General features: G+C 65.3%; 13 protein-coding genes. 8 read left to right on the top strand and 5 right to left on the bottom strand.

From position 1 onward, the window contains the following. The first annotated feature begins 290 nt into the window (after window positions 1-290). A complete protein-coding gene (locus AC3WJE_RS17715; RefSeq protein WP_493732142.1) occupies window positions 291-2,639 on the top strand; it encodes a TonB-dependent receptor in 2,349 nt (782 codons plus the stop codon). A gap of 604 nt (window positions 2,640-3,243) precedes the next feature. On the opposite strand, the gene AC3WJE_RS17720 is transcribed toward AC3WJE_RS17715, so the two are convergent. Genes AC3WJE_RS17720 through AC3WJE_RS17730 form a run of 3 tightly spaced genes read right to left on the bottom strand, consistent with a single transcriptional unit; the run spans window position 3,244 to window position 5,698 of the window. Next, window positions 3,244-3,933: an HAD family hydrolase gene (locus AC3WJE_RS17720; RefSeq protein WP_493732143.1), complete on the bottom strand. Its 690-nt coding sequence runs from the start codon at window positions 3,931-3,933 to the stop codon at window positions 3,244-3,246. Beyond that, on the bottom strand, window positions 3,930-4,640 hold the full coding sequence (locus AC3WJE_RS17725; RefSeq protein ID WP_493732144.1) for a pseudouridine synthase: 711 nt from the start codon (window positions 4,638-4,640) through the stop codon (window positions 3,930-3,932). Before AC3WJE_RS17725 ends, AC3WJE_RS17720 begins: the two co-directional genes overlap by 4 nt. Beyond that, on the bottom strand, window positions 4,637-5,698 hold the full coding sequence (locus AC3WJE_RS17730) for a class I SAM-dependent methyltransferase (protein WP_493732145.1): 1,062 nt from the start codon (window positions 5,696-5,698) through the stop codon (window positions 4,637-4,639). The genes AC3WJE_RS17725 and AC3WJE_RS17730 overlap by 4 nt, the downstream gene beginning before the upstream one ends. Window positions 5,699-6,104: 406 nt before the next feature. Between AC3WJE_RS17730 and AC3WJE_RS17735 the strand changes: the two genes are divergently transcribed. The 7 genes from AC3WJE_RS17735 to AC3WJE_RS17765 all read left to right on the top strand — a co-directional run bounded on the left by AC3WJE_RS17735 (window position 6,105) and on the right by AC3WJE_RS17765 (window position 14,602). After that, on the top strand, window positions 6,105-7,796 hold the full coding sequence (locus tag AC3WJE_RS17735) for an AMP-binding protein (protein ID WP_493732146.1): 1,692 nt from the start codon (window positions 6,105-6,107) through the stop codon (window positions 7,794-7,796). A gap of 61 nt (window positions 7,797-7,857) precedes the next feature. Continuing rightward, entirely contained in the window at window positions 7,858-8,781 is a 924-nt protein-coding gene (locus AC3WJE_RS17740; RefSeq protein WP_493732147.1) for a diiron oxygenase, read from the top strand. Next, window positions 8,778-9,020: an acyl carrier protein gene (locus tag AC3WJE_RS17745; protein WP_493732148.1), complete on the top strand. Its 243-nt coding sequence runs from the start codon at window positions 8,778-8,780 to the stop codon at window positions 9,018-9,020. Before AC3WJE_RS17740 ends, AC3WJE_RS17745 begins: the two co-directional genes overlap by 4 nt. 122 nt (window positions 9,021-9,142) lie before the next feature. Next, window positions 9,143-11,182 (top strand): alpha/beta fold hydrolase, encoded by a 2,040-nt coding sequence (locus tag AC3WJE_RS17750; RefSeq protein WP_493732149.1) that lies wholly within the window; start codon window positions 9,143-9,145, stop codon window positions 11,180-11,182. Continuing rightward, a complete protein-coding gene (locus AC3WJE_RS17755; protein ID WP_493732150.1) occupies window positions 11,179-12,864 on the top strand; it encodes an amino acid adenylation domain-containing protein in 1,686 nt (561 codons plus the stop codon). The genes AC3WJE_RS17750 and AC3WJE_RS17755 overlap by 4 nt, the downstream gene beginning before the upstream one ends. After that, the gene (locus AC3WJE_RS17760; protein ID WP_493732151.1) at window positions 12,861-13,355 is read left to right on the top strand and encodes an HIT family protein; all 495 of its coding nucleotides are present in this window, start codon (window positions 12,861-12,863) and stop codon (window positions 13,353-13,355) included. The genes AC3WJE_RS17755 and AC3WJE_RS17760 overlap by 4 nt, the downstream gene beginning before the upstream one ends. Window positions 13,356-13,489: 134 nt before the next feature. After that, window positions 13,490-14,602 (top strand): serine hydrolase domain-containing protein, encoded by a 1,113-nt coding sequence (locus AC3WJE_RS17765; protein WP_493732152.1) that lies wholly within the window; start codon window positions 13,490-13,492, stop codon window positions 14,600-14,602. Between the two features lie 43 nt (window positions 14,603-14,645). On the opposite strand, the gene AC3WJE_RS17770 is transcribed toward AC3WJE_RS17765, so the two are convergent. Both AC3WJE_RS17770 and AC3WJE_RS17775 read right to left on the bottom strand, forming a co-directional pair. Next, window positions 14,646-16,001, bottom strand: a complete 1,356-nt coding sequence (locus AC3WJE_RS17770) for a PQQ-dependent sugar dehydrogenase (protein WP_493732153.1) — start codon at window positions 15,999-16,001, stop codon at window positions 14,646-14,648. A gap of 172 nt (window positions 16,002-16,173) precedes the next feature. Then, window positions 16,174-16,476, bottom strand: coding sequence for a DUF3247 family protein (locus tag AC3WJE_RS17775; protein WP_493732154.1), 303 nt, complete (start codon window positions 16,474-16,476; stop codon window positions 16,174-16,176). Window positions 16,477-16,511 lie beyond the last annotated feature (35 nt).

Genomic DNA, 16,511 nt, shown 5'->3' on the forward strand with positions numbered 1-16,511 from the left:
ACGTCGCCCTGCGGGTTTTTCCCGCTGGCTCCGTCGCTGCGGATGGGGGCCCCGGGTAAGTCAAAGTCCAAGGCAACAGCAACGGCAACGGCAACATCCTGGCGGCGGCAGGTACTTGCTATCCGCCAATCCCTGGCCACTTGATGTCAATCTGTGGCATTCCATTTCATTCGGTAAACATCACGCAACGAACTCGACATAAAGTGCCACCGCGCGGAACAACACCGCGTGGTCGCCGGTCCTGCGCAGCCCGGAAGGAACCCACTCAGCGCACCCAAAGGACCCGATTCATGTCGTTGCACCCCGCTTTCACCGATTCCACGCTGCGTGGCGCGGCCCTCGGCCGCCCAGCGCTGCGCCGCAACACGCTTGCCTGCGCCTGCGCCGGTCTGTTGCTGACCTGGGGCGCCGCCGCCTCGGCCCAGGACGCCGCGCCGCGTGCCGCCGATACCGCCACCTCGCTCGACCAGATCACCGTCACCGCCGAGCGCCGCGAGCAGAACCTGCAGGAGGTTCCGGTCTCGGTCGGGGTGATGCAGGGTGAGGCGATGCGCAACATCACCGCCGGCGGCGACGACACCTTGCTGGCGCTGTCCGGCCGCATTCCCAGCCTGTACGCGGAAACCACCACCGGCCGCATCTTCCCGCGCTTCTACATCCGTGGCCTGGGCAATATCGACTTCTACCTCGGCGCCTCGCAGCCGGTCTCGATCATCCAGGACGATGTCGTGCTCGAACACGTCGTGCTGAAGTCCAACCCGGTCTACGACCTCGACCAGGTCGAAGTGCTGCGCGGTCCGCAGGGCACGCTATTCGGCCGCAACACCACCGCCGGCATCGTCAAGTTCGACACGATCAAGCCCAGCGACGAGTACGCCGGCCGGGTCAACGCCAGCTATGGCAGCTACAACACCGTCTCGGTGGACGGCGGCTTCGGCGGCCCGATCAACGACGTGCTGTCGTTCCGCGTCTCTGCGCTGTACCAGCACCGCGACAACTGGGTCGACAACACCTACACCGGCCCCAGCGCCGACGGCACCGTCAGCCCGAAGAAGGACGCGATGGGCGGCTACGACGACCGCAACGCACGCCTGCAGCTGCTGCTCAAGCCCAGCGACGACTTCTCGATCCTGGCCTCGCTGCACACCCGCGACTACGACGGCACCTCCACGCTGTTCCTGCGCAACGCGATCGTGAAGGGCTCCAACGACGTCGACGTGCCGCGCGACAAGGTCGCCTTTGATGAGGCCCACGACAATCCGCAGGCCTACAAGACCCACGGCGGCTCGATCAAGGCGGTCTACGACTTCGGCAACGTCTCGCTGACCTCGATCAGCGCCTACGAGACCACCTCCGGCTACAGCCGTGGCGATACCGACGGTGGCGCGGCGGCCGATTACCCGGTCAACGGCGTGCCGAACGGCTACGGCCAATCGATGGGCCAGATCCGCAGCCTCGACCAGTACACCCAGGAACTGCGCCTGGCCAGCAACGAGACCAACCCGCTGTCCTGGCAGGTAGGCGCGTACTGGTTCGACGGTCGCGACACCACCGACTTCTACCAGCGCGCTTACTTTCTGGAAACCGCCGCACGCAACCCGAACAACTGGGTGCGCCTGCGCAACAGCAACACCTCGTGGGCCGGTTTCGGCCAGGTCAGCTGGAAAGCGACCGATGAGTTGACCCTGACCGCCGGCATCCGCCAGACCCGCGACTCCAAGGAAACCCGCCTGCTGAAGACCGCCGACCGCGCCGACGGCACGGTGACCTACACCGGCCGCCGCGACGTGAAGATGAGCGACACCCAGCCGAGCTGGGATCTGAGCGCGATGTACCAGTTCACCCCGGAGTTCGGCGCCTACGCCCGCGTCGCGCGCGGCTTCCGCGGCCCGACCATCCAGGGCCGCTCGGCGGTATTCAACAGCGACTTCACCACCGCCGACTCGGAAACCATCCTGTCCTGGGAAGCCGGCATCAAGAGCAGCCTGTTCGACAACCGCCTGCGCCTGAACGCCACCGCCTTCACCTACACCGTCGACGACATCCAGCTCAACGGCAACGATGCCAACGGCAACGGCGTGTTGTTCAACGCCGACAAGGCCAAGGCCTACGGCCTGGAAGCCGACCTCGACTGGCGCCCGATCCCGAACCTGTCGCTCAGCGCCGGCCTGAGCCTGCTGCACAGCGAGATCCAGGACAAGCGCGTCTACGCCCAGGTCTGCGCCCTCAACGGCGTGGTGGTGTGCACGGTCGAGGACCCGACCATCAAGGTCGGCGCCAACACCTTCGCCCAGATCGACGGCAACCCGCTGCCGAACGCCCCCAAGTACAACCTCAACCTGAGCGCCCGCTACGACATCCCGGTCAACGACGGCGGCGCCTACTTCATCGCCACCGACTGGAACAAACAGGGGTACACCAGCTTCGTCCTGTACGACAGCGTCGAGTTCAACTCCAAGGGCAGCTTCGAAGGCGGCCTGCGCGCCGGCTACACCGGCGGCTACGGCGCCTGGGAAGTGGCCGCCTTCGCCCGCAACATCACCAACGAAAAGAACCTCAAGGGCGTGATCGAGAACTACATGGCCGCCGTGTACAACGAACCCCGCATCATCGGCGTATCGGTGAACCTCAACTGGTAGTGATGGCTGAGGTATGACTCACGAAGGGCTGGCTGGATACAGCTGGCCCTTCGTGTTTGTGGAGCGCAAAAAGCCCGGGCTGTTGCTGTTGCTTGTGCCGTTGCCGTTGCCGTTGCCGTTGCCGTTGCCGTTGCTCGTGATTTTGCTGTCGCTCTTTGCTTTTGACTTCCCGGGGCCCCCATCCGCAGCGACGGAGCCAGCGGGCAAAAACCCCGCAGGGGCGACGTGCATGGATGCACGTCGTTTTCTGCCGCGGCATGGATGCCGCGTCAGAAAATCCCGCTGGCGCAGTGCACCCGTAGCGCAGCGGAGGGCGCGAGGACTGGGGCGTGCTTTCTTTGGGTTACCTTTCTTTGCACGAGCAAAGAAAGGTGACTCGCTCCGAAGGAGCGAAAGCCTTGGCTGTTGCAGTTGCAGTTGCTGCCACTGCAACGTCAAACCCAACAAGCAACGTCCATGGATCCCCGCGTTCGCGGGGATGACGATAGAGAGATCGCGTGGAAGTCACTGGGTCCCCGCCTGCGCGGGGACGACGGTAGTGAGATAGCGCGGGGAAAGTACGGCGCATCCTCCCGTACCGGAGCCGACGACAAACAACGAACAACTAAACCTGCGACCCCAACAAACACTCCTCCAACAACCCCTGCACCTCCCCCAACGACCCCACAATGCGATGCCCCATCGCAAGCACCCCCTCATCCGGCACCACCAGATCCGGAATCTGGATCGGCGTCATCCCCGCCGCCAACGCCGCCCGCACACCGGTCGGCGAATCCTCCAGCACCAGACAATGCCCAGGCGCCACGCCCAGCTTGCGCGCGGCCAACAGATAGATGTCCGGCGCCGGCTTGGCATGCTCCACATCGCTGCTGGTCACGATCGCATCGAACCGCCACAGCAGGTCCGCTGCCTCCAGCTTGCGCAACGCCAACGGGCGCCGCGTCGAAGTACCCACCGCGCGCGGGATCTCGTTCGCAGCCAGCCACTCCAGCAGCGCGATGATTCCCGGCCGATGCGGAATGCCCTGCTCGACCACGTCGACGTAAAGCTCGCGAGCCCGATCCAACAAGGCCTCCGCGCGTGCCCAACCGATACGTTCGGCCAGCATCGTCTGGCTCGCCGCATCGCCCTTGCCGACCATGCACAGCCAGTAGTCCGGCGCGATGTCCTCGCCCAACGACGTGGCGGCCCGGACCAGGCACTCGGTGATCGCGCGCTCGCTGTCGAGCATCAGCCCGTCCATGTCGAAGATCACCGCCTGCGGAAACTGCAACAACGGCTCCACCGCGCTCATCCCTGCTCCCCGCCGAACAGCACGTCGATGTCGGTCGGCGCCAGCGCGCGCCATTCGCCTTCGGCCAGCTCGCCCAGCCCGAGTCCACCGATACGGCTGCGATGCAATGCGACCACGTGATTGCCGGCGGCGGCGAACATGCGCCGCACCTGGTGGTAGCGGCCCTCGTGCAGGGTCAGGCGCGCGCGGCGTGCGTCGAGTACGTCCAGCTCGGCCGGCAGCAGCGGCTTGAGTTCCGATTCAAGCAACAGCGTGCCGCTGGCGAACAGCGCCGCCTCGTCGCCACGCAGATCCTGCGCAAGCTCGACCTCGTAGACCTTGTCCAGCTTCGACTTCGGCGACACGATCCTGTGCAGCAGCACACCGTCGTCGGTCATCAGCAGCAAGCCACTGGTATCGCGATCGAGCCGCCCCACCGGCGAAAGCACCGGCGCGCGCAGCCGGAAGCGTGGCGGCAACAGGTCGTAGATCAACCGGCCGCTGTCCTTGGTCGAACAGGTGTAACCGGTCGGCTTGTACAGCAGCAGCGCGAAACCCGGCGGCGGATCCAGCGGCTCGCCGTCGAAGCGGATCGCCTCATGCGGGGTCTGGTCGTCTGCGTACAACACCTCGCCCTGTGCATCAGTGAACAGGCCCTCGCGGAACATCTGCTGGACCTGCTTGCGGCTGCCGTAGCCGAGGTTGGCGATGTGCTTGAGCAGCTTCATGCGCGACCGCCACGGGTGGCCAGCAGCGCCTTGAAGCCATCACGCTCGGCCAGCACGCGCACCGTGCCGAACTGCGCATCCAGCACCTGCTCGTACGGTAGATGGCGATTGGCGACCACCAGCAGGCGTCCGCCCGGACGCAATGCCTGCGCCGCCGTCGCGATGAAGCGCCGACCGATGTCCGGGCGCTCCTCGCGCGCGGGCGTGTGGAACGGCGGGTTGCTAACAATGAAATCGAAGCGTCCGCCCAGCCCGGCAGTGACGTCCTGCCAGTGGTAACCCAGCCGCACCTTGTCCTCGAACGCATGCAGGTTCCTGCGCGCCAAGGCCAGCGCACGCGCCTCGGCCTCGTACAGATCGAGCGCGCGGATCTGCGGGCAACGCTGCAACAGCTCGCTCGACAGATAGCCATACCCCGAACCGAGATCGGCGCCATGGCCGGCGAGATCGGCCGGGAAATGCTCGGCCAACAGCACCGAGGCCGGATCGATCCGATCCCAGGCGAACACGCCCGGACGACTGGTGAAACGTCCGCCCACGATCGGCCGTGGCGCGTCCAGCGCCAGCCAGCGCGCGTGCAGATCGGCGTCATGGGTGCCGTGCAGCGGCGCGGTCCAGTAGACGCGGCAGTGATGCTTGGTCATCTTGCCGCCGAGGCCCGCCAACTGCTGCAGATCGCTCTCGCTGGACTTGGCGCCCTCGTTGTTGGCCTGGCAGGCCACCACGATCCCGCCCGGTGCGGCCAGCGCGACCGCGCGTGCAAACAACGCGCGTGCCTCCTCGCGCTGCCGCGGCGGCAATACCAGCACCAGCGGGTAGCGCGTCCCGGAGGCCTCGACCGCGGCTTCATCCAGTACATCCCAGCCGGAGCGCTCAAGTGCCTCGGCGAATGGCCGGAAGCTCTGCTCGCACAGCAGCCCTCCAGCAGCGGCATGCTGACGCAGCGGCCAGCCGTCACGGGCACGCAGGAACAGCGCACGGCCGCCGGGCCAGCGCAACGGGCCCTGTGTGAACGGCAGGAACAGGGTTTCGAGTGGAGCGTCTTGCAGGGCGGCCATTGCATGCGATACCGACACTAGGCCGCATATTCTATCGGTCGCGGGCGATGACTGCTGCCTCGACACTTCCGGCCGCCGCGACTCCGGCAGAAGACCCACCGCCGTTCAAGCATCGGCTCCATCACCAGAAAACGTTCCCGGTGTTCGGCGGATGCGGAAACACCCAAACAACGCTGGACGCCGCGCGGACAGAACATCGCGTCCTCCTTCACACGACCACAGGCTGCCCCCGCCTCGCACCCACGTCACCATCATGGTCCGCGACAACGCATATGTGCTGCTTCGCAACACGAACAGGATGCAATTGATCGACGCACGCGCCTTGCAGCTCCACGAATCCCTATGCTCCAATCGGGACGCAGCATAGGAATTGCCAACTAGAAAGCAGTAACCACATGGAGGGAGAATGAATCTCGAGTATCCGTGGTTGAAGAGTTATCCCGCTGGCGTGCCGCATCAGATCGATCCAGACGAATACCCATCGATCGTATCGGTCCTGCAATCCTCACTTGAGAAATACCGCGACCGTCCAGCGTTCTCCCATATGGGACGCTCGATCACCTATGCGGAAGTCGATGCCTACAGCAAGCAGTTCGCCGCCTATCTTCTCGGCGAGCTGAAACTGAAGAAAGGCGATCGCCTCGCGATCATGATGCCGAACTGCCTGCAATATCCCATCGCGCTGTTCGGTGCGTTGCGGGCGGGCCTGACGGTGGTCAACACCAATCCGATGTATACCGCACGCGAGTTGAGGCATCAGCTCGTCGATTCCGGCGCGAGCGCGATCCTTGCCCTGGACAACTTCGGCAAGACCGTCCAAGAAGTCCTCGCCGATACCCAGGTCAAGCACGTCATCACCACCGGCCTCGGCGACCTGCTGCCATTCCCGAAAGGCAGCCTCGTCAACTTCGTGGTGAAACACGTGAAGAAGATGGTGCCGGATTACCACATCCCGGGCGCCATCCGCTTCCGCAAGACTCTGCAGCTCGGGCAGCAGCATCCGCTGCCGAGCGTGGATATTTCCCCCGAGGATATCGCCTTCCTTCAATACACCGGCGGCACCACCGGCGTATCCAAGGGCGCGATGCTGAGCCACCGCAACCTCGTGGCCAACATGCAGCAGGCATCCGCCTGGATCGGGCGCAATGCCCGCATGGGCGAGGAAGTCATCATCACCGCGCTGCCGCTGTACCACATCTTCGCGCTGACGGCGAACTGCCTGGTCTTCATGAAGTTCGGCGGCCGCAATCACCTGATCACCAACCCGCGTGACATGCCGGGGTTCGTGAAAGAACTCGGCAGCGTGCCGTTCACCGCGATCACCGGCGTGAACACGCTGTTCAACGGGCTGCTCAACACGCCCGGTTTCGACAAGCTCGACTTCTCCCGCTTCCACCTCTCGCTCGGTGGCGGCACCGCCGTGCAACGCGCCGTTGCCGAACGCTGGAAGCACGTCACCGGCAGCACGCTCATCGAAGCCTACGGCCTGACCGAAACCTCGCCCGCCGCCTGCATCAATCCGATGGATCTGGCCCAGTACAACGGCTCGATCGGCCTGCCGGTCTCGTCCACCGAGGCCTGCGTCGTGGATGACCAGAACAACACACTGGGCATTGGCGAGATCGGCGAGCTGTGCATCCGCGGCCCGCAGGTGATGAAGGGCTACTGGCAGCACCCTGCCGAAACCGCCAAGGTCATCGACGAGCACGGCTGGCTGCATACCGGCGACATGGCGCGGATGGACGACAACGGCTTCTTCCATGTCGTCGACCGCAAGAAGGACATGATCCTGGTCTCGGGCTTCAACGTGTATCCGAATGAAGTCGAGGACGTCATCGCGCTGATGCCCGGCGTGCTGGAGGTGGCTGCGTTCGGCGTCCCCGACGAGAAGTCCGGCGAAGCCGTGAAGGTCGTGATCGTCCGCAAGGATCCCGACCTCGTCGAGGAGCAGGTCAGGGCTCACGCACGCGCCAACCTGACCGGGTACAAACAACCAAAACACGTGGAATTCCGTACCGAACTGCCCAAGAGCAACGTCGGCAAGATATTGCGCCGCGAGCTCCGCGCCGAGGCCGCGACATCGCACCACGGGGCCTGATGCCCCACAGGAAATCCACGACAGGCGCCATGCGCACCTGCATCGCAGACAAGGAGCCAGGATGCTTCCGCACGCCAACCCTGCATCTTCATCCGCCACGTTGACCCGGATCGACGACGATCCGGTATTCGCCTCGCGGATGCAGAAGTTGATCCAGCTTTCGCGGGATCGCCACGTCAACAGCTTCTCGCAGATCAGCTGGCCCGAGGCGATACCGGACGACGAATGGTGGCTGTCCCCGGAACTGCTGAGCGTGCATGGCACCGAGCATGCCGACGCACTGTCGGAAGCGCAGCTCAAACGGCTGTCGAAATGGGAGTGCATCAACGCCTTCAGCCTCAATGTCGAAGGCGAGCGCGAGCTGATCAACATGCTCTCGGCCCAGCTCTACGCCCCGGACCTGCCTCATATCGAAAGCTACATCCATCACTTCATCGATGAGGAAAACAAGCACCTTTGGTTCTTCGGCGAGTTCTGCCGTCGCTATGGCGGCAAGATCTACTCCAGCAAGAAGACCGGCATCGCCAGCGAGCGTTTCGGCAAGGAGATGGAATTCTTCCTGTTGTTTGCCCGCATATTCCTGTTCGAGGAGATTGGCGGCTACTACAACGTCGTCGCTGGCGGCGACGAGCGGGTCTCCCCTTTCGTACGGCTGATCCATCAGGTCCATCACGCCGACGAAGCCCGCCATATCACCTTCGGGCGGGCGATCCTGGCGCAGGCCAAGGACATCGCATTCACCGCCAGCACACCGGCGGAATGCGAGGGCGCCGTCGCCCATCTGCAGCGTTTCCTGCAGATTTCCATCGAAGCGCTGTACCAGCCGGCGATGTACCGCGACAGCGGGATCGAAGGTGGCGTGACGCTGCGGCGGCAACTGCTGTCGCACCCGGTGCGCCGCGAGCACCACGCCTCGGCGCTGCTGAAGCGGCCACTGAAGTTCATGAACGACATCGGCATCGGACTGGAAGGGAACCCAGCGTGAGCATCGGCACCCCAGGTATCGAAACCCTGCGCGAATGGCTGCTCGAGAAGCACCCGGACCTCGCACACATCGACGACGACACCGACCTGTTCGAGCACAAGCTGCTCGATTCGATCAACTTCGTCGAGTACATCCTCATCATCGAGGAGCTGATCGACCGGGAAATCCCCGTCACTCCCGATCTGATCCCCAGGACCGCCACCCTCGCCCGCGTCCGCAGCCACTTCTTCGCGAACTAGCCGGGCAACCCGCATCGCGCACGCCACAGCCATGGCGTGCGATCGCACCGGCCTCGACATCGAGGCAGAAAACCAGGGGAATCGAGATTCCCGCACTGCACCGACCTACAAGGAGTTTCCTCATGCAGCGCCCTGAAACCCGCGACCCGAGCACGCTCATTCCCTCCGGTCCCGTCGCACCCATTCTGCTCACCGGCGCCACCGGCTTCCTCGGCGGCCATTACCTGTTGCGCAGGGTCGAATGGGCCGGGCCGGTCTACGCGATCGTGCGTGGCGAGTCCGAGCGGCAGGCCCGTACCCGGCTGTATACGCATCTGGCCGAATGCGCTGCATCGTACGGAAGATGGCTACCCAAAGAGCTGCTGGACGCACGCCTGCACGTGCTGGTCGGTGACATCACGCTTCCCGACTGCGGGCTGGATGCGAGCAGCCTCATCCGGCTCCGCGATGCGCGACCGCGCGAGTTCTGGCATTGCGCCGCCAGCCTGAAGTTCGAGGACCGGCATCGCCGCGAGATCTTCGAGCAGAACATCGGCGGCACCGAGCACATGCTCGAGCTGTTCCGCAAGGTGTGCCACGACGATACGCATGCGGAATTCGTGCACATCTCGACCGCCTACAGCGTCGGCAAGGTGCAGGGCCTGATCGAGGAAACCCGCCACTCCCCGGACCGCGAGTACAACAACACCTACGAGGAAAGCAAGAATCTCGCCGAGAACCGCGTGATCGACTTCTGCCAATCGCATCGCCTGAGTTACCGCATCCTGCGGCCGTCGGTGGTGATGGGGCCGCGCGCGAGCCATCACAGCGGCACCACCCGCTTCGGCGTGTACGGCTTCATGAAGGAGGTGTATCGACTGCGCGAAACGCTCAGGAAGCTGAAACACCCATTGGAGCTGCTTGGCAGCGAACGGGCCACCGTGAACCTCACCCCGGTCGACGAGTGTGTCTACGACATGCTCAGCCTGTCTTCGAAAGGGTTCGGCGACCAGCGCTTCTTCCACCTGAGCAATCCGGAAGGCATCGGCATGCCGGAGATGATTGCGATGGTCGACCGCAAGACCGAGGCGAACCGTCTCGCCTTCGTTTCCGAGCGCCGCCAGGAGGCCGGCCCGCTGCAGGAATTGTTCGACGAGCGCACTCGGTTCTACGCCGGCTACTACAACGGGGAAAAGCATTTCCTGCGCAGCGCCTCGCCGCAGCCCCAGCTCGACTGGCACGATGTCGATCGCTATCTGTCCTCGTTCCTGCTGGAGCTGCAGCAGGAAGAGATCGACGGCACCGGATTCCGCTCGCAGACCGTGGCGGCCCGCGACGGCGCCGCGCTGCGGGTGTTTACCAGCGGCAGCCGTTCCCTGCCGCCGCTTCTGCTCGCCAACGCCTACGGCATGCCGGCGGAATTCATGCTGCCGCTGGCCCAGCGCCTGCGCAATCACTTCCACGTGGTCACCTGGGAATGCCGCTGGGTGCCCGACGTCGAGCACGCATTCGAGCCGGACGATTGTGGATCGCTCGTGCATGCGCAGGACATGATCGATATCCAGAAGGCATTGGGCCTGGGGCCATCCGGCGTCATCGGCTGGAGCAGCGGCGCGCAGATCGCACTGCGTGCGATGGCCGCGTTCCCGGAACGCATCCGCGCCGGGCTGCTGCTCAATCCCGGCGTATCGATCTCGCCCTCGGAAACCGTCCGGGTTACCCGCTTCGAAGCCGGCATCCGCTCCCTGTTCGACAAGATCGCCGGCAATTACCGCATGGCGGAGAAGTACTGCGAACTGATCTACGGCGAGACGGCCGCCGACGCGGGCGACTCCAGGATGCTGAGCAACATCCTGACCAGCACCGATCCGTACCTGCTGTACATGACCAGCCTTCCGTTCCGCACTCCCGAGTCGCTGTTCCGCTACGCGAACATGATGCGCACGTTGTTCGGCGAGCGGCCGGATGCGTGGACCCGCGATGTGACACAGCCGGTGCTGGTCTACGTCGGCGAGCGCGACGTGGTCACCCATCCGGACATCGGCAAGGCCCTGTGCGATGGCCTGCACCAGGGCTATCTGCATCAGGATGCGGAAGGCGATCACTTCAGCCATTACTACGACCAGCGCGTGGCGGATCTGGCATGCCGACACCTCGCGCCAGACCAGCAGAACGCCGCATGAGGCCAGCACACGCCACGCGACGGATTCGCGCGATCGATCACGTCCTCGATTCCGCCACGCGCTTTCCTGATCGGCCCGCGCTGTGGGTGGATGGCCGCAGCTATTCCTATCGCCTGCTGAAGGCACATGCACAGCGCCTGGCCACCCGACTCGATGCTGTCGCCGGCACGGTGTGCGCCACGCTCGGCGAACGCAGCCTCACCGCCTACTGCGCCCCACTCGCCTGCATGCTCGCCGGCAAGATCCATGTGCCGCTCGGAGCGAGTTTCCCTGAGGCTCGGATGGCGGACATTCTCCAACGCACCCGGCCCGCCGCGCTCATCTGCGACGAGTACGGCGCCGCGCAGCTGCCCGGCCTGGTCGGCAGGCTGGATTTTCCGTTGACGGTATTGACGCCGGAATACGGTCCCGACGACGTGATGGCGGATGAGCAGGCGCCGCCATCATCCGACGGCCGGCCGGCGGCGATCGCCGCTGCCCAGGACGTCGACGACACCATCGCCTCGTCAGGCATCTCGTCAGGACTCGCCGTGGCGGACGAGGACATCGCCTACGTGCTGTTCACCTCGGGCAGCACCGGCTCGCCCAAGGGCGTCGCCGTCGGCCACGATGCGTTGTGCGCCTATCTGGATGCCGTGCTCGCCCACTATCCCGAACTCGACGAGCAGCAGCGCTGCACGCAGTTCTTCGAGCCCACCTTCGACCTGTCGATGCACGACATGTTCGTGACCTGGGCGGCGGGCGCATGCCTTTACTGCGTGCCCAGGTCGGCGTTGATGATGCCGACGGATTTCGTCAACGAGCATCGGCTGACCGTCTGGTTTTCAGTACCGTCGCTGGCGGCCACGTTGCAGCGGTACCGGCTGCTGGACGCAGGCGCGCTGCCCACGCTGAAACTGGCGCTGTTCTGCGGCGAGGCCTTGCCCGGGCCGCTGGCCGACGCCTGGAGGACCGCCGCGCCCCATGCCCGCTGCGAGAACCTGTATGGGCCGACCGAGGCGACCATCGCCTGCACCGCGCATCGCGTCCAGGCACGGGACAGCGAATGCTCCGTGGTTCCGATCGGCACCGCGTTCCCCGGCATGCAGATCGTGGTGGTGCGCGAGGACGGCAGCCGCTGCGAAACCGGCGAGATCGGCGAACTGCTGCTCGGCGGCGCGCAGCTCGCCCTCGGTTATTGGCACGACCCCGCGCAGACTGCCGCGCGCTTCGTCAACGCGCGTTTTATCGGCCTGGATGCCACACGCTGGTACCGCAGCGGCGATCTGGCCGTGATTGCGCCCGACGGTATCGCCCACTTCTGCGGCCGGGCGGATCGCCAGATCAAGCTGCGCGGCTACCGCATCGAGCTGCAGGAGGTCGAGGCGCACCTGCGGGACGCCTGCTCGAGCCCGGACCATCCCGCGCAGGTGGCGGCGATCGCGATCCACACCCGCCAAGGCGAAGCCGCCAGCGGCATCGCCGCATTCGTGGTCCGCGCCCACTTCGATACCCGCGCCGCCTTCGCCGCCATGAAACAGCGGCTGCCGTCCTACATGGTGCCCAGCCAGATCCATGTGTTGGACGCGCTTCCGCTCAACGCCAACGGCAAGACCGATTACAAGGCCTTGGCCGGGCTCCTGCACGCGCAGAAACCGGTCCGGCGCACACGACCGACCCGAGACGACGAAAAGGTGGAATGAACGTGGAAACAACCCCACAAGCGCACTGCATCTTCTGCGACATCGTCGGCGGCAGGCTGCCCGCGAGCGTGGTCCACGAGGATCCGCACTGGATCGCGGTGATGGACATTCATCCGATCCGGGAAGGCCATGTCCTGATCATCCCCAAATCCCACGTCGCAAGAATCGCGGAACTGGACCTGTCCTCACAGCAGCGGCTGTTCGCGCTGGCCGACGGCGTCCTGCGTGCGCAGGAGTCCGGCGGCCATGCGATCGGCGGCGGCAATCTGCTGCTGAACGACGGCATTGCCGCCAATCAGCACATCCCCCACCTGCACCTGCACTGCATTCCGCGCAAGCGCGGCGATACGGCCGGTTTCGGCCTGCGCCTGCTCGCCCGCACGGTCGGCCTGTTCGGGTTGAAAACCGCAAGAAGCAAGCTGGACGCGATCTCGCGCACGCTGGCCTCGCACCTGCCGCAGGACATCACCGGAACAGCGTCGCGGGAGTGATGCAACCAAGGCTGAAACCGGGCATTGATGCGACCGCATCGACGTTCGTGTCGCTCCGACCCGGCCCCGGGATGGACCGTGCCGGCGCGAGCCAACATACTCGCCCGCACTATGGTCAGGGGAAGGGGATCCGGATGAAGCAGTGGAGCAGGCGAACATTCCTGGGAGCGGGCCTCGGCGGCCTGCTCGCATCTTCGTTGCACGCGGCCGAGCGGGCGCCGAGCGATGCCGAGCGGGCGATCACCGACGCCTTCGTCGAGGCCAACGGCTTCCAGGGCGTGATCCTGCTTGCCCGCCGGGGAAAGCCCGTGAACGCGCGCAGCTTCGGCATGGCCGATATTGAGGCGCACCAATCCGCCACGGTCGATACGCCGTATGCGCTGGCCTCCATATCCAAGTGGCTCACCGCGATCACGGTGCTGCGTCTGGTCGAACAGCAACGACTCGACCTGGACGCACCGATCACCCGCTACCTCAAGCACTACCGCGCCGATACCGGCGACAAGGTAAGACTGCGGCACCTGCTGTCCAACGCCAGCGGCATCCCCAACATGTTCAACCCGAAGATCAAGGACGACCCGGGTCTGTGGACCCGCGCGTTCACCACCGACGAGGCAATCGCGGCGTTCTGCTCGGGCGACCTGACGTTCGAGCCGGGCAGCCGGTTCTCCTACGACCTCACCAACTGGATCCTGGTCAAAGGCATCGTCGAGGCGGTTGCCGGCGGGGATTTCGAGGCGACCGTGCAGACGCTGACACTCGCCCCGCTCGGGCTGTCGCACATCCTGCCCGGACATTCCGAGCAGGCACGCGCACAAATCGCCGCGGCCTACAGCTCGGTCTCGCCCCCCGTGCGCAAGATGTATCCGCGGCTCCCATACACGCTGGCTTCCGGGGGCTACGTCGGCACCGCCGGCGACCTGCTGCGCGCGGCGCGCGGCGTCTACGACCAGGCGTTCCTGAGCGCCGCATCACGCGAAGCACTGAGCACCGTCCTGGTCCGCGAGCAGGACTACGCACTTGGCGGACGTGTCAAAACCCTGTCCGTGGACGGCACGCCTCACCGGTTCGCCTGGGAGACGGGGCAAACGGACGGCTATCGCTCGCTGCTCGCCCATCGCCTGGATGGCCAGAGCAGCCTGGTGGTGTTGAACAACACCAGCATGTCGCAGAAAACCATCGACGAATTCGCCTACGCCATGTTCGGCGCTTCGCTCATCCCCGACGGACAGGTCGAGCCGGGGTGATCACGGCCATCCGCATCCCCCGGCCTGAAGCCCACCGCCATGCCTACGGCGTTGCAGCCGGTGCGGCTGCCGGTGCAGCCTTCGGCGTCACCCGCCAGATCACATTGCCAACGTCGTCGGCTACCAGCAGCGCGCCACGCTTGTCCAGGGTCACGCCGACCGGGCGGCCTTGTGCGCCGCCATCGGCATCGAGAAAGCCGTCCAGCACGGTCAGCGGCATGCCCTGCGGTTTGCCGTTCACGAACGGGACGAAGATCACCTTGTAGCCACTCGGCGGATTGCGGTTCCACGAGCCGTGCTGGCCGATGAAAGCCCCGTCGTGGAAGCGCGCCGGCAACAGTTCGCTGCCGGAGAACGCCAGTCCGAGCGAGCCGGTATGCGCGCCCAGTGCGTAATCCGGCTTGATCGCCCGGGCGACCTTCTGCGGATCCTGCGGCTGTACCCGCTCGTCCACGTGCTGGCCGTAATAGCTGTACGGCCAGCCGTAGAAGCCGCCTTCGCGTACCGAGGTGATGTAATCCGGCACCAGATCGCTGCCGATCTCGTCGCGTTCGTTGACCGCCGTCCACAACTGCTGCGTGGACGGCTCCCAGGCCAATCCGACCGGATTGCGCAGGCCATCGGCATAGACGCGGATGCTGCCGTCGTCGGTATCGACCTGCAGGATCGCCGCGCGGTTCAACTCGGCGTCCATGCCGTTCTCGCCGATGTTGCTGTTGGAGCCGACACCCACGTACAGATGCTTGCCGTCCGCGCTCGCCAGCAGCGACTTGGTCCAGTGATGGTTGATCCCGCCCGGCAGGTTGGCGACGAACTCGGGCTTGTCGGTGATATGGGTATCGCCATCCTTGTACGGAAAGCGCACCAGCGCATCGGCGTTGGCGACGTAGAGACGGTCGCCGATCAGCGCCATGCCGAACGGCGAATACAGCCCGGTCAGGAACTGGGTACGGGTCTCGGCGACGCCGTCGCCGTCGGTATCGCGCAGCAGGGTGATGCGCTCGGCACTGGGGGTGCGTGCGCCGGCCTTGCTCATCACCGCGCCGGCGATGCGATCGCGCAGCGTCGGATCTTTCTCCGGCCGCGCCGGGGCATTGCTCTCAGCCACCAGCACATCGCCATTGGGCAGCACGTAGACCCAGCGCGGATGATCCAGGCCACGCGCGAAGGCGGTGACCTGCAGGTCGTCGGCCGGCACCGGTGCAGCGCCTTCGGCCCAGCCCTTCACCGGCGCGATCTTGACGGTCGGGATCAGCCGGTTGACCGGGTCCGGCAATACCGGATCAGGCCCGATCCCGCGCTCGACCGGATACTTGGCGGTGTCGCCGCACGCGACGAGCAGGCATGCGGCAAGCGCGGCCAATGGCCAACGAACCGACTGAATCAGGGCGGGAGTCATCGTAGGGGGCTTCCTGGGACGGGAACGGCAGCGGCGATGATGCCGCCCGTACACGATACACGCGTAAACGTTCCGTCAAGACGTGGCGATAACATGCCTATCTTCGGTCTATGCCCACCAACATGTGACTAGCTTCGCGGCTGGATCACCCCGGCAAGTTCGGCAGGCAACGCTACACCCCGCCTGACTGCAACGGCGGCAGCGTCCGCACTTCACGGATCGTGTCGAGCCAGATCAGGTGCTGCTGCACCGGCGTATCCAGATCGTCCAGCCGCAGCAGGCTGTTCATGCCTTCCTGCTCGTCCTGGTCGCGGAATGCCTGGATCGTCGGCTGCACCGGCACCGTGCCGAGTATGCAGCGGCCATCGTCGAGCCTGATCTGCACCCGCGCCTCGCTCGGCAGTTGCACGATCCAAGCCTCCAGCGCGGCGATCTGCGACTGGCCCGAATAGACGTGCCTGGCGTACTTGGACATGGGGCACCTCGCGGTTCCGGAACGGAAAACCACGC

The sequence above is a fragment of the Pseudomonas sp. GW821-FHT07E12 genome (genome assembly GCF_058986605.1).